The sequence below is a fragment of the Macrococcus sp. PK genome (genome assembly GCF_022501545.1).
Lineage (GTDB): Bacteria > Bacillota > Bacilli > Staphylococcales > Staphylococcaceae > Macrococcoides > Macrococcoides epidermidis.
This window is the reverse complement of the sequence record NZ_JAEPRF010000015.1, coordinates 16,093-34,671: the sequence shown is the minus strand read 5'-3', so window position 1 is coordinate 34,671 and position 18,579 is coordinate 16,093. Positions and strand designations below refer to the sequence as shown.

Here is an 18,579-nt window from a genome sequence, read left to right as displayed (position 1 = left end):
CCTCTCCTAACCGTTATCTATGTTTACGATAAATAATATGACTACGACCTACATAGTTTACTGGTACACTCCACACATGAACGAGTCGTGTGAATGGCCATAGTGCTGTAATTAAAAATCCAGAGATGACATGCAGTTTGAATGCTAGTGGTACATTTAGCATAAATTCTGCTTGAGGTCTAAGAATTAACAACCCTCTAAACCATTCTGAAATGGTCGCACGATAATCAAAATCTGGTGTTGTAGCATTCGTTACGATTGTTGAATAACAACCTAAGAATACAATCAACAATAACAATAAGTTTACTAATATATCTGATGCAGAACTTAAATGCCTTACATTTTGATTCGTAATCCGTCTTGCTGTCAATAATAACATACCGATAAGCGTTACAATACCAAAAATACTTCCAATGTATACCGCTCCGATATGATAAATATGATCATTTATACCTATTGCTCTTAACCAGTTTGCAGGAATTCCAAGCCCGACAATGTGGCCCATTATAACCGGAATAATACCTAAATGAAATAAAATACTTCCCCACATCAGTTGTTTCTTTTCTACAAACTCACTTGACTTCGCAGTCCATGAGAACTGATCATACTTAAAACGGAAAATATGACCGATAATAAATATAGCAATACATGCGTATGGAAAGATTACCCATAGTAATTGACTAAGCATGTGATGTCACCTCTTTATCGTCTATTGATAGACACGCTTTACAAGTTTCACGAATAGCAAGGATTAAATTGTAGTATGGACTTTGAATTTTCTCTAATGCACCGAGCAAATTATAAGTACCGTCTTCAATGACCATAAGTACTAGCTGCATACTTTCTTCAGCGCGATCATCCCCACGCCATTCAGCTGCATAAATAAATTCACACATTAAAGGTAAGAAATCCGATAACTCAGATGACGGCATTTCTAAACCGAACATTTCATATAATACTTTTAATCGTGCAAGCATTTGTCCGCGTTCTTTTTTATCTTCGAACTTCACAAATGTCATATATAATGTCGTTTTTTTCTCGAAATCAAACGTAGAAGTATAGACTTCCTGTATTTCTGACAGACTAATTTCATGCATATCTTTCCAGTATTGATTGACCGCTTCATAAGCTGGATGATCGTTGTCAAACACACCTTCAAAAGCTTTAGGATGGAAGTTTAATTTTTCAGGATAAACGAGCTGGTGGCTAAAAAATCCGAATGACTTTTTATACTCGTATAATTTATTTAAATCAATCACGCCAAATGCCTCCGTAGAAGTTATCTTCATACACTTCTTTTCCTGATTTACCAGCTGGTACTGGTCCACAACCATCACAATCTGCTCCGAAGTTGTCACTTGTATAACCTTCGCCACCTTGAGCGCTATACGTATTTACATAACCTTCTTTATGTGATGTCGGAACGACGAAACGATCTTCATGTTTAGCAATCGCAAGTAAGCGATACATTGCTTTTACTTGTTGTGCTGTTAAACCAACACGATCAAGTCTTGATTCATCGAAATCTTTACCGCTTGAAATAGCTCTCATATAACTACGCATCATCGCCATTTTTTGTAATGCGCGCTTCACTGTTTCAGCATCTCCTGCTGTCAGCATATTCGCTAAATATTGAATTGGTAAACGCATTTCTTCAATGGCCGGGAAAATCATATCCGGATTCTTAATTGAATCCTTTCCTTCAAAGTAGTTCATAATCGGACTAAGTGGCGGGCAATACCAAACCATTGGTAATGTACGATACTCAGGATGTAATGGGAATGCTAATTTATATTCAATTGCTAATTTATATACTGGTGAATTTTGTGCTGCTTCAATCCATTCCTGACTTATGCCATCACGTTCAGCTTGCGCAATTACTTCTGGATCAAACGGATCTAGGAATAAATCAAGTTGAGATTGATATAAATCTTTTTCATCTGTAACTGATGCTGCTTCTAATACTTTATCTGCATCATACAGTAACACCCCTAAGTAACGCATACGACCAGTACAAGTTTCGGAACATACTGTCGGAAGACCAGCTTCAACACGTGGAAAACAGAATGTACATTTTTCTGCTTTATTCGTTTTCCAGTTGAAGTAAACCTTTTTGTAAGGACAACCGGTCATACAATAGCGCCATCCGCGACATGCATCCTGATCTACAAGGACAATACCATCTTCATCACGTTTATACATTGCACCACTCGGACAACTTGCGACACAACTTGGATTTAAACAGTGTTCACATAAACGCGGTAAATACATCATAAACGTCTGTTCAAAATTAAATTTGATTTCTTCTTCGATTTTTTCAATGTTCGGGTCAGTTGGACCAGTAATATGAGCACCTGCTAAATCATCTTCCCAGTTTGGTCCCCATTCTAAATCCATTTTCTTACCTGTAACTAGTGATTCTGCACGAGCAACCGGAGAGTGCTTTTTCTCTTTTGCATTCGTTAAATCAGCATAATTATACGTCCATGGTTCATAGTAATCTTTCATTTCCGGCATATCAGGATTATAGAAGATCTTACCTAAGGCAATCTTAGAAAGTTTAGAACCAGATTTCAGCTCTAACTTTCCTTTACGACTCAATTGCCATCCACCTTTATATTGCTCCTGATCTTCCCAACGTTTTGGATAACCGATACCCGGTTTCGTTTCTACGTTGTTAAACCACATATATTCAGCACCCGGACGATTTGTCCATGTCGTCTTACATGTCACACTACATGTATGACAGCCGATACATTTATCTAAATTCATCACCATTGCAACTTGAGCTTTAATCTTCAAGCCAATCAACCTCCTTCATCTTACGAACAGCAACGTAAACATCACGTTGGTTTCCGATTGGTCCGTAGTAGTTGAATCCATAACTAATTTGCGCATATCCACCAACAAGTTGCGTTGGCTTTAAGTGAATACGTGTCGGTGCGTTATGTGAGCCTCCACGTGTATCTGTAATTTCTGACCCTGGTGTTTGAATATGTTTATCTTGTGCATGATACATAAACATTGTGCCACGTGGCATACGGTGAGAAACAACCGCACGTGCTGTCACTAAACCATTTCTGTTGTAAACTTCTAACCAGTCATTATCATAAATTTCATGACTTGCTGCATCTTCGTTGTTGATCCAAACCGTTGGACCACCACGGAATAAAGTTAACATGTGAAGGTTATCCTGGTATGTTGAATGAATATTCCATTTACCGTGGGGCGTTAAGTAACGTAACACTAAACTATCTACGCCACCTTTAATCTGTTTATCCTTCGTACCGAATACCATAGGTGGCAGAGTTGGTTTATACACTGGTAAAGCTTCACCAAGTTGCTGGAATACTTCATGATCGATGTAGTAACTTTGACGTCCAGTTAACGTTCTAAAAGGTACTAGTCGTTCAATATTTGTTGTAAATGGTGAATAACGACGACCTAATTTATTAGAGCCCGGGAACACAGCTGTTGGAATTACTTCACGTGGTTGTGCAGTAATATTTGCAAATGTAATTTTTTCTGCTGCACGTTCTGCTGAAATATCTTTTAATTCCATACCTGTCTGTTCTTCTAAATCAGCATATGATTTTTGAGATACTTGACCGTTCGTTGCAGACGATACATTTAAGATAACATCTGCAACACGTTTCGCTGTATCAATTCTCGGCTTACCATTCTTTACTGTATCATCTTCGTAAGTGCCTACCATTGAACGTAACTCATCGTATTGTTCTTTAACGCTGAACGCAACACCGTGTGCGCCGACTTTACCATTTTCAAGTAATGGTCCAACAGACACGTATTTATCATATACATCTGTATATGTTCTATCGACGACTGCAAATCCTGGCATCGTCTTACCTGGAATCGGTTCTACTTCGCCTTTTGTCCAATCTTTGACAATACCCATCGGTGTTGAAATTTCTTGTTGTGAATCATGTGCAAGTGGTGCTGTTACGACATCTTTAAACGTACCTGGTAAATGACGTTCTGACATTTCAGAGAATGTCTTCGCGATAGATTTGTAAATATCCCAGTCACTTCTAGATTCCCAAAGTGGGTCAACAGCTGGATTGAACGGATGTACGAATGGATGCATATCTGTTGAAGATAAGTCATGTTTTTCGTACCATGTTGCTGCCGGTAATACAACATCTGCATATAAAGGTGTTGTTGTCATACGGAAATCAAGTGCTACAAGTAAATCTAATTTACCTTCAGTATCTTCTCTCCATGTGATTTCTTCTGGTTTCTCTCGTTCATTTGGTTCTGCAAGTAAGCCGTGTTTCGTACCTAATAAATGCTTCATAAAGTACTCTTGCCCTTTCGCTGAACTCGAAATTAAGTTTGAACGCCATACGAATAAAGTTTTCGGGTGGTTTTGTTTCGCGTCCGGATCTTCTACTGCAAATTTTGTTTCACGTGATTTTACAGATTCAACAGCACGTTTTAATACTTCTTCATTCGTGAAGTTACCAGCGTCACGTGCATCTTCACCGAATAACAGACTATTCTTATCGAACTGTGGATATGATGGTAACCATCCTAAACGTGCAGCTAATACGTTGTAATCTGCTGGGTGCGTATATTTTACGTTTTCAGCTAATGGAGATGTTAAAGTATCTACACCCGCTTCTTCATATTTCCATTGGTCTGTCGCAAAGTAGAACCAACTTGTCGCATTTTGTAGACGTGGTGGTGCTGACCAGTCTTTTGCGAATGCGATTGTTGACCAGCCTTCAATTGGACGACATTTTTCCTGACCAACATAATGTGCCCAACCTCCACCGTTTACACCTTGCGTTGCACAAAGTGTTACTAAGTTTAATACTGAACGGTAAATCGTATCTGAGTTAAACCAGTGGTTTATACCTGCACCCATGATAATCATCGAGCGGCCACCAGTATCAATTGCGTTTTGTGCAAATTCACGTGCAATTTGGACCACAACTGAAGGTTTAACGCCTGCTACTTTTAATTGCCATGCTGGTGTGTAGATTGAAGTTTCATCGTCATAACCTTTCGCTTCTAAATTCGTATTGAATCGATTAACACCGTATTGAGATAACATTAAATCGTAAATCGTTGCAACGTATTTTATTTCTCCATTTGCTAATGTTACTTTCTTCGCAGCAATCGGACGTTTGAATGTACCGTTGCCTGCGTTATCAAAGAACGGGAAGACAATTTCAACAACTTCATATTCATTATCTTTAATCGTCATTGATGGATCAATTTTTGTACCATCTGCTGTTTCTAATTTAATATTCCATTTCACATCTTTTTCCCAACGTTGTCCCATTGTTCCATTCGGTACAACGATTTGCTTGGAAATATCATCGAACACCACAGGTTTCCATTCGCTATGTTCACTTGTGTCACCTAAATCACTTGAACGTAAGAAACGGCCTGCTTTTAAAGTATCTTCATGTTCATCTAACATTATTAAGAAAGGCATATCTGTGTATTGTTTTGCGTAGTTAATAAACATCGGTTCTTGTCTTTGTTCATAGAACTCATCTAAAATAACGTGCGTCATTGCTTGTGCAAGAGCAGCATCTGTACCTGGGTTTGGTGCTAACCAGTTATCTGCGAATTTTACGTTTTCAGCATAGTCTGGTGCTACAGAAACCACTTTCGTCCCTTTGTATCGAACTTCAGTCATAAAGTGAGCATCTGGCGTACGTGTTAATGGTACGTTAGAACCCCACATAATAATATATCCTGCATTGTACCAGTCACTTGATTCAGGTACATCTGTTTGTTCACCCCAAATTTGTGGTGATGCTGGTGGTAAATCAGCATACCAATCGTAGAATGATAACATTTCTCCACCAAGTAAAGAGATGAAACGTGCCCCAGCTGCGTAACTGATCATACTCATTGCTGGAATCGGCGTAAAACCTGCGATACGGTCTGGGCCATATTTCTTGATTGTGTAAATCAATTGAGATGCGATCAGTTGCGTCACTTCTCTCCAATTGACACGGACATGTCCGCCCATACCACGTGCCTGCTTATAGCTACGTGCTTTTTCTGGATTTTCAACGATTGATTGCCAAGCACGAACAGGGTCTCCGTGTTCTTCTAAAGCTTGTTGCCAAAGGCGCCATAATACACCACGTACATATGGAAACTTAATACGTAATGGTGAATATTCGTACCATGAGAATGATGCGCCACGCGGACAACCACGTGGTTCAAATTCAGGCATATCAGGACCACATGAAGGATAATCAATTTGTTGATTTTCCCAAGTGATAATGCCGTTTTTCACAAACACTTTCCATGAACATGATCCTGTACAGTTTACCCCGTGTGTCGTACGTACTACCTTATCGTGGCTCCAGCGTTGTCTATACATTTTCTCCCATTCACGACTCTTCTCTTCTAAAACTGACCAATTGCCATTAAATCTTTCTGTAGGTTTAAAAAAACGTAATCCCGTACCAATTGCCATTCATAACACTCCTTTAATTGCAGTTTTGCCCTCTTACCATAGATTATGAAACGTTTCACAAATGATTACTATTGGGGATTTCCCTAAGCATGTAGGGTAATCCCTAGAACAAACAATTGTAGGAGCAAGTCAATTACAACATATAATTTTAAAATGTACTGTAATATAATATGTATATAGGAGTTGATTGAATGAGTCATGAAGTATATCAACATAAAAAAATGATGAAATATATAGATGGAAAATTTATAAATGTTGAGGATTCAATTGCGAATGAATTTCCATTGACGTTATATGTGAATAAAGAGGAATTCGCTACAATTGTATGTACACCGAAGTATTTAAGAGAACTTACGATGGGTTTCCTAGCATCTGAAGGCGTTATCAGAAAACATAGTGACATAAAAAATTTTCATCTTGATGATGCTAAAGGATTATGTCATATCGAATTAGCGCATGAAGTGGATACAACACAAAGTCAATTTACAAAACGCATGATTAGTTCTTGCTGTGGTAAAAGTCGCCAGTTTTATTTTGTCAATGATATGAAAACGTCAAAAGTTGCTACGACAACACGTTCAATCAAACCTGATGAAATCTTTCATTTGATGCATACGATGCAAAGTCAAAGTACAGATTTTAAAGTGACTGGTGGTCTGCACAATGCTGCACTCAGTGATGGACAAGATTTCTACTTACACCGCAATGATATCGGTCGCCATAATGCACTCGACAAACTGTACGGGCACTGTATATTAAATAACATCTCAATAAAAGATAAAATACTCATCTTTTCTGGCAGAATATCTTCAGAAATTTTAATAAAAGCTTCTAAAATTGGGGTCGGTATAATATTAAGTAAATCTGCACCTACCGATTTAGCAATAGGACTTGCTGAAGACTTAAATATTACTGCTGTAGGTTTTGTACGAAATGATACTTTTAATGTTTACAGTCATCCTGAAAGAATAATAACTGAATAAATAAAGTAGAGGACTTAATCATTAAGTCCTCTACTTTATTTTAATTGAATCGTACCAGCTAACTTTAGCTGCCTGCCATATGTCACTTTATATTCAATCACGTCGTTTGCCTGAAATAGATCAAGGAATAGTCGTTCGTCTACAAACACCTCATTTTTGAACGTTGCCTGGTTAGAAATCACTTCAGGAACATTGAGTAATGTTATCACTTTATGCATCACTAAATTGCCAGGTACTTTCTTTTCTATTAATGCGTCATCCGAATCTTCAGCAACTGCATCTCGGTATTGTTTTAATTCATCCAATGTGATTTGAAACTGCATGAGACACCTCTTCTATATAAGTTGATATCACCGTTGCTTTCAGTACATCATCAAAATAATAATTTAATTCGTATGTATATTGATCCACATGTTTAATCTTTCTCTGATCTATCAGCTTAATTTTTACAGCATACGTTTTTTCTACTTCTAGTTGGTTTTGTGTAATCAACTGTTTAATATGCTGACAACTTTTTCTTTCCTGATGGAATCTTGAAACATACCATGGCTTTATCAATAACACATCAGGTACTCTAAAATCTTTTCCATTCATTAATTCCACATCTTTACGAGAAAATCGCATTGCTATCGTTTCCAATTTATTTCCCACTCTCTTATATATATTTCTTAAATCATAGGAAAAACGTAAATATGTATATGATTATCATCATATTAACATGTATAATGTAATATTTCCTTTTCTATACAAGAAAAAAAGTTTACGCATATTAATTTATGCGTAAACTTTTTTGAATAGATGGGTTATTACGTAATTTTACCGCAAGTATTGCTGCAATCAGTGCTTTTATACAATCACCAGGGATAAATAACATCACTGATTTAAGCGCAGTGAATAAATCCTGCTTTAAATTAAATGCCATAAACGTACCACCAATTAAATTACATAAAAATGCACCAATTAATGCATTAATCAGAAACACTTGCCACACTTTTGGAGACTTCATACGTTCAACAAATAATCCGATTAAAAAAGCAATGAGTGTGAATGAAAGAATATAACCTCCAGTCGGACCAAAAAATAAAGCAAAACCACCACGTCCACCTGACAAAACTGGTAGTCCAATAGCTACTAAGATTGTAAAGATAAGAACAGATAACCCTCCTAATCGACTACCCAGTAAACAACCCGCTAAAATAAAACCTAAATTCTGAAATGTGAATGGAACTGGGATACCTGGAATACTTATTGGCGGTAATAAACCTAACACAGCAATTAATGCAGTAAACTTGCCGACAATGACCAAATCTTTTGTTTTCATAATCTTCCTCTTTTCTGACAGAATAATCTTATTATAGCAATAGCGTTAACCTAAATAAATAATAAGTTTACAATCGTCTTAAAAAAAGCTGAGACATTAGTCTCAGCTAGCTTGAAATAATTTATTTTTCTAATTTTAATAATGCTTCTTTTAATACTTTTCTTTGATGCTCTAAAGAAATTGGATCATTGAACCAGAAATCTTCCGCATCATATTGTACGACTTTATTATTGTTAACAGCATCCATGTTTTTCCACACTTTAGACTCAGTTACTGTATTTGAAATTTTTCCTGTATCACTAGAAACAAGTACGATATCTCCTGCGTAATCGCCTAAGCTTTCAGCAGAAACTTTTTTCCAGCCAGTAGGTTTAACGTCTTTCGTAACTTTATCCTGCATGTTTAAATCAAAAGCCTGATAGATAATTTCTGAACCACGACCCCAGTTATCTCCGTATACATATATTTCTTTTTGGAAGAATTGGAAGATAGAATACGTTTTATCGTCTCCTAAATGTTTTTTAATTTCTTCACCATCTTTTTTCGTTTCTTCTTTCCATTGATTCACAAAAGCTTTCGCTTCTTTTTCTTTACCAACAATTTTACCTAATAATTCATGTACATCTAGATAGCCATGCTTAGTATAAGTAAAAGGAATTGTTGGTGCGATTTTAGCATATTTTGAATTGTCCTTATCTGTATCGAACGTTAAGATTAAGTCTGGTTTCAATTTAATAATTTTTTCGATTTCACCCGCATTTAATTTTTCTACACCTTTTAATTTAGTTTTTAAAATATCTGATTGGAATGCATATTGATCAGCACCTACTGGTTTAACACCTAAATCTAATAGATTTCCGACATAACTTGCGCCCATTACTACGATTCGTTTCGGTTCTTTCGGAATCTTGATTGTCTTACCATTATCTAATTTGAAATCTAGCATTTCTGCTTTCCCTGAAGTATCTTTTGTTTCTTTTTTATCACTCGTACCACCACATGCTGCAAGAACCATAATGCATGCGATTAACAACGCTAAAAACTTTTTCATTTTCCATCCCCCTAATTGAGATTGATTATCAATACCATTTAATTATAAATGGTTTCAGAAATTAATCAAATGTTATTTTCAAATTAAAATATGTCAATTTTACACAAAAAGCATAGACTTGGGTATCCAAGTCTATGCTTCACGCAATATTTTATTCACTATCATTCTTTCTACAGCATCATCCATCGGTGGATTATGCAGACCAGCGCGCATTGAGCGATATAATCGTTCCATCACACGTGTTTGCTCTAAGCTTTTCGCACCGAAAATACGCATACTTAAATCGATTACTTGTAGTCCATTATTGACGACAATATATTTTGCGAGCCCAAATGTTTCCCCTAAGCCATCTGTTTTACCTGCTAAATGCATATCACACGCATGATAGATAAAGTGACGTGATTGCATATTTAATATTTCCATTTTTGCTATTTTATCCTGAATATGCGGAATCTCAGAAATAGATGTATCGATAGAATTTGGTTGATAGTGCATGCTGAAGTTTACCGCTTCATCTACAGCGCGCTCTGCCATACCGAGATAAATGGCAGGGATATGCATTAACCATGCATTCGGTCGACGTTCACGATTTACTTCCAACAAATATTTTTTTGGTATCGTAACATTATTAAAGATAATATCGTGACTCGCTGTCGCACGCATGCCTACCATATCCCAAGTCTTCACAATTTCAATACCTTCTAAATGACTCGGTACATAATAAAAGCACATCGCTTTAAGTTCAGGATCAAAGGCACCTACAATAAAATGTGTAAGTCGTTCACTCATAGAAGCGAATGTTTTCGTACCGTTTATCACGTATTTATCATCGATGAGTTGCGCATTCGTACGTGGTTTACCACCTCTTGTAGGACTACCCATCTCACTTTCTGACACAATGCGATTCGTTATGGCACCGTTATGAATATCATCAATAAATTCAGTCATCATTGCTTCAGACCATAAATCACCTTCAAACACTTCACCTACAATACCAAGATGCCATCCAATCGATAATGCCGTTGATTCATCGAGCTGTGCGAGTTGCGCTTGTATATAAATCAGTTCTTTAATATTAGCACCCATACCACCATGTTCTGAAGGAAGTGTTAATTTGTGATAATCGTGTGCTATGAGCCAGTCTATTAATTCATGGTTGAGTTCAGCATAAAGATCTGCATCTCGTGCACGCTTCTCAATCCATTCTCTATTCTGATGAAATAGATCACGCCATTTTCTTTCTAATTCTGTCTCTAAAAACAATGTTTCTTCCACTTCACTCACCTCAAATAATAATACTCATTCGACCTGCATTCTCGTATCTTTTCTCTAATGTTTTTCTTTTCACTTTTATTAATTGTTGTTTCATCGGAAAAAGTGCCGGAAGTTTAATCCATCCAAATTTTGCCCATAGTGGATCTATCATATAATAAAATGTATCATCCATACCTACAAGTAAAGTAATATGTATGTTCGATACAAATTCAAGTTTTCGTCCTTCAACTTTAAATTCTCTTAAAATCGGATCAACTTTAAAATGTGTGGCATAAAGTACGACAGAGTGATTATTCAAAATTGCTTGTTCTAATTCTGCCATTGATTTTCCAGTACTATCTTGCGCTGTATAATAGGGTTTTAAATAATCCACCATCACGTTCGGAAAGACAGTTTGATGCCGGTCCGTTTTGATGATGCGTTTCGGTCCAACATAGCCTTTAAAAGGATTTGTTTTATGTTTCGGAATTTCAGCTAAAATCTTTCTTGCAGATAATTTAACACCTTTATATCTTAATCCCATCGACACTGCTACTGCTTCACATCCTAATAGATAAAAATGCGGAAACCACTGTGTCTTCGGTTTAATGTTAAGTATTAATCTATTCATTATCATCGCCGCCTGTCTCTTCTTATCTGTAATTAAATAGTAAATTCCATGAATAATCAAATATATTGTTCACACAAAAAGAGAGACTTTCGTCTCTCTAATAATGTATTAATGGCTATTTCACTTTTTGTGCTTTTGCAATAATTTCTTTAATAAATGAAGCAGAATCATGCAGTAATTTTAATTCTTTTTCATTTCATTACCCTCCATCGTGTTATTATCAGGAAACATATATAGTGCTATAATAAGCTTAAATCTCTAACCGGAAGAAAAGATAAGGAGGGTAGCAATGCAACAACTTATTACTAGCGATACATTTTTATCGCCGATTCTCATTTCATTAAAAGTCGCTACAGTTGCAACATTCCTTAGTCTTATCATCGGTATAACGCTTCATTATTTTATAGGCACCAGATCATTTCCAGGGAAATCTATTTTAGAATCCCTTATCATGCTGCCTATGGTTTTACCCCCAACAGTCGTCGGGTTCATACTACTAATACTATTCGGGAAGAAAAGCATCATCGGAAAGTTAATTGAACAACTCTTCAATCAACCAATAATATTCACAATCTATGCTGCTATTCTGGCATCAACACTTGTCGCACTGCCACTCATGTATCAATCCCTTAAAATAGGTATCGAACAAGTACCTCAAACCATCATCAATGCTGCAGTTGTAGACGGGGCAAGAAAAAGACAAATCTACTCAAATATCATCTTACCGCTTGCTAAACCGGCCTTGCTCACAGGCATTTTATTATCCTTTGCCCGAGCGATCGGTGAATTTGGTGCCACACTTATATTTGCAGGTAATATACCAGGCATCACCGAAACAATGCCAACAGCAATCTATGTTGCTATAGATAATAATGATATGACACTTGCCTGGGGATGGGTTGCAATTATGATCATACTTTCTTTCCTGTTGATGATGACCACACAGTTACTTAGAAGATAGTTTTTCTCTTAAGAAATATTGAAAGTACTTTAACTTATAAATCATAAAAATTAAAAAAATGAAAGAGACAAAATTTTGTCTCTTTCATTTTTAAATTATATTAATTAACTCTATTCTCACAGCTGCCGGTTTCTACAACTTCTTTCGCTGAATTTAAACCACCTTCAACTAAATTCATAACTGCTGTTTCAGTATAGAATGCAATATGCTGCGATACTTGTACATCTTCACGTGCGATTAACTCCAACAATACTTTATCTTCAATTTCTTTATCTCTGAAATCTTTTGGGAAGTATGGCGCTTCATTTTCATACGTATCTAATGCAGCAGCAGCTACTTTTCCTGAATTTAATGCATCAAGTAACGCTTTAGTATCGACAATACCACCACGTGCAGTATTGACGATATAGACTCCGCCTTTCATTTTAGCGAATAAATCTGCGTTGAACATATAAGTATTATCTTTTGTAAGTGGCATATGAATAGAAATTAAATCTGCCTGACGCACCGCTTCTTCTAAAGTATCTGTATACGTTAGGAACGCTTTAGCATCTTCATTTGGATACAAATCATAACCAATCACTTTCGCGCCAAAACCGTTAAGAATTCGTCCTGTAATACTACCAATTCGACCTGTACCGATAATTGCCACTGTCATTGCACGCATTTCTTTACTAATAATCGTTTTATTCCATGTAAAGTCATGCTCTCTTACTTTACGCTGAATCTTTTCAGTATTTCTGATAATATTCATCGCTGCGGTTACTGCATATTCAGCAATTGCATTGGGCGAATAGCTTGGTACGTTCGAAATGATTAATCCATGTTGTGTAGCTAAATCTAAATCAAACATATCGAAACCTGCTGAACGTTGTGCAATTTGCTTAATCCCTTTATTTGCTACTATTTCATATAATCTATCATCAAATTGCGCTGTCTGACTCGTTGTCACAGCCTCATATCCATCTAATAAATCTACCGTTTCCATTGTTAATGGACCTTCATTAAAAGTTACTTCAACATTTTCTTTTTGTGCCCACGCTAAGGCTGCTTCTTTTTCGTCTTCTCTAGTACCAAACATTAATATTTTCATGCATCAGTCCACTCCTTATTCTCCAGATTGGAATTTGAACACTTCAGGACTATATATTTTAAATTTAAGACATAAAGTATTCATGATTAATCCTGTAATAACAGGAATTACAATATAAGTTAATGCAAGTATACCTAAATTTAATCCTATATTTCCATCCATAAACTTCAATGCATTAATCGGACCAACTAATCCAGAGTAACCAAATCCTGCTAATCCACCGGCGATAATCGGTAATAAGATGATATTCAATGAACCTAATCTATCTTTAATCCATAAAATAATTAAGACTGAAGCTGATGCTGTTAACATCGTATTGATTAAGTCCCCTATACCTATTAACATCCACGCTTTATCCTGGAATACTGCAGCACCACTACCAACGAATGATGATATTATCACGCTGCGACTTGAAATAAATTGTATTACTCTGTAGACTGAAATTAATACTATATATAAAGGAGACTTACATTATGTCTAAATCAACACCTCATATTAAACCGGAAAACAATCCAATCGCAGAAACTATTCTTTTACCAGGAGATCCATTACGTGCAAAGTTTATCGCTGAAACGTATTTAGAAGATGTCGTTCAATTTAATGAAGTACGTAACATGTTTGGTTATACAGGAACGTATAAAGGGAAAAAGATTTCAGTTATGGGAACAGGAATGGGTATCCCATCAATCGGTATTTATTCATATGAATTAATCCATACATTCGGTGTTAAAAACTTAATTCGTGTAGGTTCATGTGGTGCAATGCAGGAAGGTATTAATGTATACGATGTAATCATCGCTCAAGGTGCATCAACTGATTCAAATTATGTAGCTCAATATGGTTTACCAGGACACTTTGCGCCAATCGCTGATTACAGTTTATTAGCGCGTGCAAAACAATTAGCTGATGAAAAAGGTGTTCCAAACCACGTTGGTAACGTATTATCATCAGATATTTTCTACAATGCTAACAAAGAAGCTACTGATAAATGGCGTTCAATGGGTATTTTAGCTGTTGAAATGGAATCTGCTGGTCTTTATATGAATGCAGCGTACGCTGGCGGAGATGTGAAGGCATTAGGGATATTTACAGTAAGTGATCACCTATTAACACATGAAGAAACTACACCTGAAGAACGTCAAACTTCATTCACAAAAATGATGGAAATTGCATTAGAAATCGTAGAATAATCTTTAAACAGATGCTAAAATACTTTTTTATCTATGCTAAAAGCACCTTGATACAAATGTATCAAGGTGCTTTTAAACTATTATTCTGAAACGTTATCCTGTCTTTCTTTTACTTTTTCAATTTGCTGGTTTACAAAGTCCACAAATTCCTGTGCATCACCTTTTGTAATATTCGTCATTGGGATACCACCCATATGAAAATCTAATAACACACCTTCATCAGTTATAGATGCATCATTCATTTCATTATAACCTACAACACGCTCATAAACTTTCTCACCCATATCGACATTCATAAATAATCTTTCATTCGTTGTAATATATGCACCACTAAATTCAGATGTCTCTCCGACTTGAAAATGCACAGTCCCATAAATCTCTGGCCCCAATTGTTCAGTAGGGAATAATTCAGATGTTGTAATTTGTCTAAATTGATTCATCATGTCACTCCTAAAAGTTCTTCATTTATTTGTTTATACCCTTTAAAGCCCCTGGTAATCATTGTGAATTGTAATAAAAATCTAAATACTATGCTTAAAATTATCATTTATTTTGAATTTATATATTACATTACGTTAAAATAGTATTTACTAAAACTATTGGAGTGACGATATGCAGGAATGGATTATGAAAGTTATGGAACAGTTTGGATACTTTGGAGTATTTTTTTTAATATTACTTGAAAATGTTTTTCCTCCTATCCCATCAGAAGTAATTCTAACATTTGGCGGTTTTATGGTTGACCAGTCTCCAAAACTCACATTCATAGGAATGCTTATCGCTTCAACACTTGGAGCAGTTATCGGAGCTATTATTCTTTATTATGCCGGACATATACTTGGTCTTAGAAGAATTGAAAAAATTGTAGATAAATACGGCTTTATATTGCGTCTTGATATTCATGATTTACACAGTGCAAATAAATGGTTTCACAAATACGGCTATACCGCAGTATTTTTATGCCGATTTGTCCCTTTGATTCGCAGTTTAATTTCCATTCCTGCTGGTTTGAGTCAAATGTCTATCGTTCCATTCGTTTTGTATACGACAGTCGGGACACTCATCTGGAATGCAGTCTTAATATATCTTGGTATGGTTTTAGGTCAGAACTGGGAAGTTGTACTCCACTATTTCGATCTTTATTCTAATGTGTTTTATATTTTAATGGCGGTTATCATTATCGGAGGCATTATCTGGCTCTATCGCAGAAAGAAAAACTAAATATTTATATGCTTCATTTTTAAACATTTAATGTTTATAACAGCATTAAATATATCATCCTCATCATCTATTATTATTCATATAAAATAAAATTATAGCTTTATACACATTTCTGTGTTAAGATGATTTTAATGATATTTATTCATAATTTGAATAAATCAACAAATGAATATCCTAAGACTTATGTCGAAGGGGAGTAGCTCAAGGGGAGACCCTAAGCATAACGTCGTCATTACGAAGTTTTGGAACTTCCGGCGTTATGGAACAATTACTGTTCAGTGAGACCTTTGCCAATATATTTGGCATGGGTCTTTTTATATTCATTAAAATTAAGGAGGAATTATAGTGGATCCAAGTATTTTAATGGCGTATGCATGGGTAGTAATTGTTTTAATCGTTTTGGAAGGTTTACTCGCAGCAGATAATGCAATCGTTATGGCGGTAATGGTAAAGCATTTACCGGAAGAACAAAGAAAGAAAGCTTTATTTTATGGTTTAATGGGAGCATTTATCTTTAGATTTATCTCATTATTCTTTATTACATTCTTAGCTAAGTATTGGCAGATACAAGCACTTGGTGCAGCATATCTAATCTTTATGTCGATAAAGAGTTTATATACTTATTTCAAAAAGAAAAACCATGTCGATGATGAAAGTGTTCCTGATATTGCAGAAGAAGAAGCAATGCCTAAAGGTAGTGGTTTCTGGATGACTGTTCTGAAAGTTGAAGGTGCAGATATCGCATTCGCGATTGATTCAATGTTAGCTGCAATCGCAATCGCGGTTACTTTACCTAAAGTTGGTCCTGACTTCATGGGACTGAACGCTGGACAGTTTACGGTAATGTTTATCGGAGGTATGCTTGGCGTTGTGTTAATGCGATTTGCCGCAACATATTTCATTAAAATCCTGGAAACATATCCTGGACTTGAAGCTGCAGCATTTGCGATTGTAGGCTGGATTGGTATCAAACTTGTCGTGCTTGTATTAGCACATGAATCGATTCATGTATTACCTCATGACTTCCCTCACTCATTACAATGGCAACTGATCTTCTGGGGGGTATTACTTTCAATCTTAGTGATTGGTTTTGTTACAAGTAAACGTGGACAAAGTCATCAACATTAATGATCACTACGTATCTGAATAATATAAGACTAGGGAATCCCCTAGTCTTTTTATTATATTTTCTATAATACAATAGTGATAAATATACTGAACGGAGATGATTGTATGCCAGTCGGACCATCACTAAGACAACTACATGCACATAAACAAATTCACGATACAGGTTTAGGCCTTGCTGTGAATATGACAGATGAATTGATCAGAACATATCAAAACGGTACGGAAGAAGAAGTGATTCAAGAAGTAATCGCGCTTGTAGATTTCTGGGAATCACGTGTCATAAGTCACGCGGATGCTGAGGAAGAAGCAGATGGTTTTTACACAGAAGCGGAAAATAATAATCCTGAACTACATGATAAAGTTCAACAACTCACACGTGATCATGATATTATGCGTCAAGTTGTCGCTAAGATTAAAGCACAAATGGAGAACGAAGGGTTCTCCACTCAAATTATCGATTATTTTAGAAGTTTGATTATCGTTAATGAAATTCATTCACGAGACGAAGAAGCATTTTTACTGAAAGATTAATCTCTGACTAACAAGCAAGAGTGGAACTAAATTGTTCCACTCTTGCTTGTTTGATGTAATAAACACTTATAACAGATTATTTACATGCTCACCTAAGAATGTGATATATATTTTGTCATCATTAATTCTGATATATCCCGCTTCAATATAATCATTTAATTGTTCATCTAAATCATCTGGTAATAATTCAGCTTCACTATGCGCACATATATTGCGCAGTTGATGGATTGTAATTGTATCTCCTTCATGAAATTTGATCGTATGGACAATATATTTAAATAATTTCACTTCTTCAACTGCTTGCGCGTATTCTTCTTCAAGTTCTTCTTCTTCTGCAATTTCTCTTAAAATTTCTTCAGAAGACATACGTTCCTGTTGTATCGCTGGTTCAAGCACCACCTCTACAGAATCCGTATGATTTTGTTCAATTTCTGCTTTGTCATACACCGTCTCATTTTGAATAAGTTCTGTACGTTCATCAATTAATAAAGATAACTTCTCTTCTTCATTCATCCTTTTACACCCCATTTTATCGTTAATTTATTTTATCATGAATTTGAGATGATTGAAATTCACTCTAACTAGTGGTAGGCTTAATACAGAATTAAATATTTGCTAGGGGTGCCCACAACCGGGCTGAGAGGAAATGATTTCCGACTCTTTGAACCTGACTTGGTTAGAACCAACGTAGGGAAGCGTGATTGAATTTTAGTGTTTTTAATTATACTAATTCCAACACCCACTAGCTT

Annotated in this window: 20 protein-coding genes and 1 riboswitch; of the genes, 6 read left to right on the top strand and 14 right to left on the bottom strand. The window is 35.9% G+C overall.

All coding sequences use genetic code 11. The features are described 5' to 3' along the window. Positions 1 to 13: 13 nt before the first annotated feature. The 4 genes from narI to JJJ02_RS09195 are packed head-to-tail and all read right to left on the bottom strand — an operon-like array spanning position 14 to position 6,466. Positions 14 to 688 carry a respiratory nitrate reductase subunit gamma gene (gene narI / locus JJJ02_RS09210; protein ID WP_086037887.1) on the bottom strand — a complete coding sequence of 225 codons (675 nt, stop codon included), beginning with the start codon at positions 686 to 688 and terminating at the stop codon, positions 14 to 16. Continuing rightward, on the bottom strand, positions 681 to 1,259 hold the full coding sequence (gene narJ / locus JJJ02_RS09205; protein WP_240838620.1) for a nitrate reductase molybdenum cofactor assembly chaperone: 579 nt from the start codon (positions 1,257 to 1,259) through the stop codon (positions 681 to 683). Before narJ ends, narI begins: the two co-directional genes overlap by 8 nt. Further along, entirely contained in the window at positions 1,252 to 2,802 is a 1,551-nt protein-coding gene (gene narH, locus JJJ02_RS09200) for a nitrate reductase subunit beta (RefSeq protein WP_111716195.1), read from the bottom strand. Before narH ends, narJ begins: the two co-directional genes overlap by 8 nt. Further along, positions 2,792 to 6,466, bottom strand: a complete 3,675-nt coding sequence (locus tag JJJ02_RS09195; protein WP_255724835.1) for a nitrate reductase subunit alpha — start codon at positions 6,464 to 6,466, stop codon at positions 2,792 to 2,794. Before JJJ02_RS09195 ends, narH begins: the two co-directional genes overlap by 11 nt. Positions 6,467 to 6,657: 191 nt before the next feature. Here JJJ02_RS09195 and fdhD point away from each other — a divergent pair, with 191 nt between their 5' ends. Beyond that, positions 6,658 to 7,449: a formate dehydrogenase accessory sulfurtransferase FdhD gene (gene fdhD, locus JJJ02_RS09190; RefSeq protein WP_240838618.1), complete on the top strand. Its 792-nt coding sequence runs from the start codon at positions 6,658 to 6,660 to the stop codon at positions 7,447 to 7,449. A 35-nt stretch (positions 7,450 to 7,484) separates the two neighbouring features. Here the strand turns inward: fdhD and JJJ02_RS09185 are convergent, their stop codons facing one another. From JJJ02_RS09185 to JJJ02_RS09160, 6 genes are all read right to left on the bottom strand, one after another. Beyond that, entirely contained in the window at positions 7,485 to 7,772 is a 288-nt protein-coding gene (locus JJJ02_RS09185; protein WP_239242082.1) for a hypothetical protein, read from the bottom strand. After that, positions 7,747 to 8,088 (bottom strand): hypothetical protein, encoded by a 342-nt coding sequence (locus JJJ02_RS09180; RefSeq protein WP_240838615.1) that lies wholly within the window; start codon positions 8,086 to 8,088, stop codon positions 7,747 to 7,749. The genes JJJ02_RS09185 and JJJ02_RS09180 overlap by 26 nt, the downstream gene beginning before the upstream one ends. Positions 8,089 to 8,218: 130 nt before the next feature. Then, positions 8,219 to 8,770 (bottom strand): biotin transporter BioY, encoded by a 552-nt coding sequence (locus JJJ02_RS09175; RefSeq protein WP_240838612.1) that lies wholly within the window; start codon positions 8,768 to 8,770, stop codon positions 8,219 to 8,221. A 121-nt stretch (positions 8,771 to 8,891) separates the two neighbouring features. Then, on the bottom strand, positions 8,892 to 9,821 hold the full coding sequence (locus JJJ02_RS09170; RefSeq protein WP_240838610.1) for an ABC transporter substrate-binding protein: 930 nt from the start codon (positions 9,819 to 9,821) through the stop codon (positions 8,892 to 8,894). 132 nt (positions 9,822 to 9,953) lie between these two features. Next, the gene (locus tag JJJ02_RS09165) at positions 9,954 to 11,096 is read right to left on the bottom strand and encodes an acyl-CoA dehydrogenase family protein (RefSeq protein WP_239242090.1); all 1,143 of its coding nucleotides are present in this window, start codon (positions 11,094 to 11,096) and stop codon (positions 9,954 to 9,956) included. Between the two features lie 10 nt (positions 11,097 to 11,106). Further along, a complete protein-coding gene (locus JJJ02_RS09160; protein WP_240838607.1) occupies positions 11,107 to 11,706 on the bottom strand; it encodes a C39 family peptidase in 600 nt (199 codons plus the stop codon). A 289-nt stretch (positions 11,707 to 11,995) separates the two neighbouring features. Here JJJ02_RS09160 and modB point away from each other — a divergent pair, with 289 nt between their 5' ends. After that, positions 11,996 to 12,667: a molybdate ABC transporter permease subunit gene (gene modB, locus JJJ02_RS09155; protein WP_239242093.1), complete on the top strand. Its 672-nt coding sequence runs from the start codon at positions 11,996 to 11,998 to the stop codon at positions 12,665 to 12,667. Between the two features lie 100 nt (positions 12,668 to 12,767). On the opposite strand, the gene JJJ02_RS09150 is transcribed toward modB, so the two are convergent. Together JJJ02_RS09150 and JJJ02_RS13455 are read right to left on the bottom strand one after the other, a co-directional pair. Beyond that, on the bottom strand, positions 12,768 to 13,760 hold the full coding sequence (locus tag JJJ02_RS09150) for a D-2-hydroxyacid dehydrogenase (protein ID WP_240838605.1): 993 nt from the start codon (positions 13,758 to 13,760) through the stop codon (positions 12,768 to 12,770). Between the two features lie 15 nt (positions 13,761 to 13,775). Further along, a complete protein-coding gene (locus JJJ02_RS13455) occupies positions 13,776 to 14,177 on the bottom strand; it encodes a PTS sugar transporter subunit IIC (protein ID WP_396614739.1) in 402 nt (133 codons plus the stop codon). A gap of 56 nt (positions 14,178 to 14,233) precedes the next feature. On the opposite strand from JJJ02_RS13455, the gene deoD reads away from it, so the two are divergent. Beyond that, positions 14,234 to 14,950: a purine-nucleoside phosphorylase gene (gene deoD, locus JJJ02_RS09140; RefSeq protein WP_096077572.1), complete on the top strand. Its 717-nt coding sequence runs from the start codon at positions 14,234 to 14,236 to the stop codon at positions 14,948 to 14,950. 80 nt (positions 14,951 to 15,030) lie between these two features. Here the strand turns inward: deoD and JJJ02_RS09135 are convergent, their stop codons facing one another. Continuing rightward, on the bottom strand, positions 15,031 to 15,390 hold the full coding sequence (locus JJJ02_RS09135; RefSeq protein ID WP_240838601.1) for a hypothetical protein: 360 nt from the start codon (positions 15,388 to 15,390) through the stop codon (positions 15,031 to 15,033). A gap of 172 nt (positions 15,391 to 15,562) precedes the next feature. On the opposite strand from JJJ02_RS09135, the gene JJJ02_RS09130 reads away from it, so the two are divergent. The 3 genes from JJJ02_RS09130 (at position 15,563) to JJJ02_RS09120 (ending at position 17,830) form a co-directional block, all read left to right on the top strand. Continuing rightward, positions 15,563 to 16,171 carry a DedA family protein gene (locus tag JJJ02_RS09130; protein ID WP_111716171.1) on the top strand — a complete coding sequence of 203 codons (609 nt, stop codon included), beginning with the start codon at positions 15,563 to 15,565 and terminating at the stop codon, positions 16,169 to 16,171. Positions 16,172 to 16,516: 345 nt separating this feature from the next. Then, a complete protein-coding gene (locus JJJ02_RS09125) occupies positions 16,517 to 17,299 on the top strand; it encodes a TerC family protein (protein WP_111716169.1) in 783 nt (260 codons plus the stop codon). Between the two features lie 105 nt (positions 17,300 to 17,404). Further along, positions 17,405 to 17,830: a hypothetical protein gene (locus tag JJJ02_RS09120; RefSeq protein ID WP_099579185.1), complete on the top strand. Its 426-nt coding sequence runs from the start codon at positions 17,405 to 17,407 to the stop codon at positions 17,828 to 17,830. A 66-nt stretch (positions 17,831 to 17,896) separates the two neighbouring features. On the opposite strand, the gene JJJ02_RS09115 is transcribed toward JJJ02_RS09120, so the two are convergent. Beyond that, positions 17,897 to 18,343 carry a hypothetical protein gene (locus JJJ02_RS09115; protein WP_240838599.1) on the bottom strand — a complete coding sequence of 149 codons (447 nt, stop codon included), beginning with the start codon at positions 18,341 to 18,343 and terminating at the stop codon, positions 17,897 to 17,899. A gap of 94 nt (positions 18,344 to 18,437) precedes the next feature. Further along, positions 18,438 to 18,541, top strand: a riboswitch (TPP riboswitch). Positions 18,542 to 18,579 lie beyond the last annotated feature (38 nt).

Coding starts and splice junctions, on each gene's coding strand:
- narI (WP_086037887.1), bottom strand. CDS start 688: ATGCTTAGTCAATTACTATGGGTAATCTTTCCATACGCATGTATTGCT.
- JJJ02_RS09195 (WP_255724835.1), bottom strand. CDS start 6,466: ATGGCAATTGGTACGGGATTACGTTTTTTTAAACCTACAGAAAGATTT.
- fdhD (WP_240838618.1), top strand. CDS start 6,658: ATGAGTCATGAAGTATATCAACATAAAAAAATGATGAAATATATAGAT.
- JJJ02_RS09185 (WP_239242082.1), bottom strand. CDS start 7,772: ATGCAGTTTCAAATCACATTGGATGAATTAAAACAATACCGAGATGCA.
- JJJ02_RS09175 (WP_240838612.1), bottom strand. CDS start 8,770: ATGAAAACAAAAGATTTGGTCATTGTCGGCAAGTTTACTGCATTAATT.
- JJJ02_RS09170 (WP_240838610.1), bottom strand. CDS start 9,821: ATGAAAAAGTTTTTAGCGTTGTTAATCGCATGCATTATGGTTCTTGCA.
- JJJ02_RS09160 (WP_240838607.1), bottom strand. CDS start 11,706: ATGAATAGATTAATACTTAACATTAAACCGAAGACACAGTGGTTTCCG.
- modB (WP_239242093.1), top strand. CDS start 11,996: ATGCAACAACTTATTACTAGCGATACATTTTTATCGCCGATTCTCATT.
- JJJ02_RS09150 (WP_240838605.1), bottom strand. CDS start 13,760: ATGAAAATATTAATGTTTGGTACTAGAGAAGACGAAAAAGAAGCAGCC.
- deoD (WP_096077572.1), top strand. CDS start 14,234: ATGTCTAAATCAACACCTCATATTAAACCGGAAAACAATCCAATCGCA.
- JJJ02_RS09135 (WP_240838601.1), bottom strand. CDS start 15,390: ATGAATCAATTTAGACAAATTACAACATCTGAATTATTCCCTACTGAA.
- JJJ02_RS09130 (WP_111716171.1), top strand. CDS start 15,563: ATGCAGGAATGGATTATGAAAGTTATGGAACAGTTTGGATACTTTGGA.
- JJJ02_RS09120 (WP_099579185.1), top strand. CDS start 17,405: ATGCCAGTCGGACCATCACTAAGACAACTACATGCACATAAACAAATT.
- JJJ02_RS09115 (WP_240838599.1), bottom strand. CDS start 18,343: ATGAATGAAGAAGAGAAGTTATCTTTATTAATTGATGAACGTACAGAA.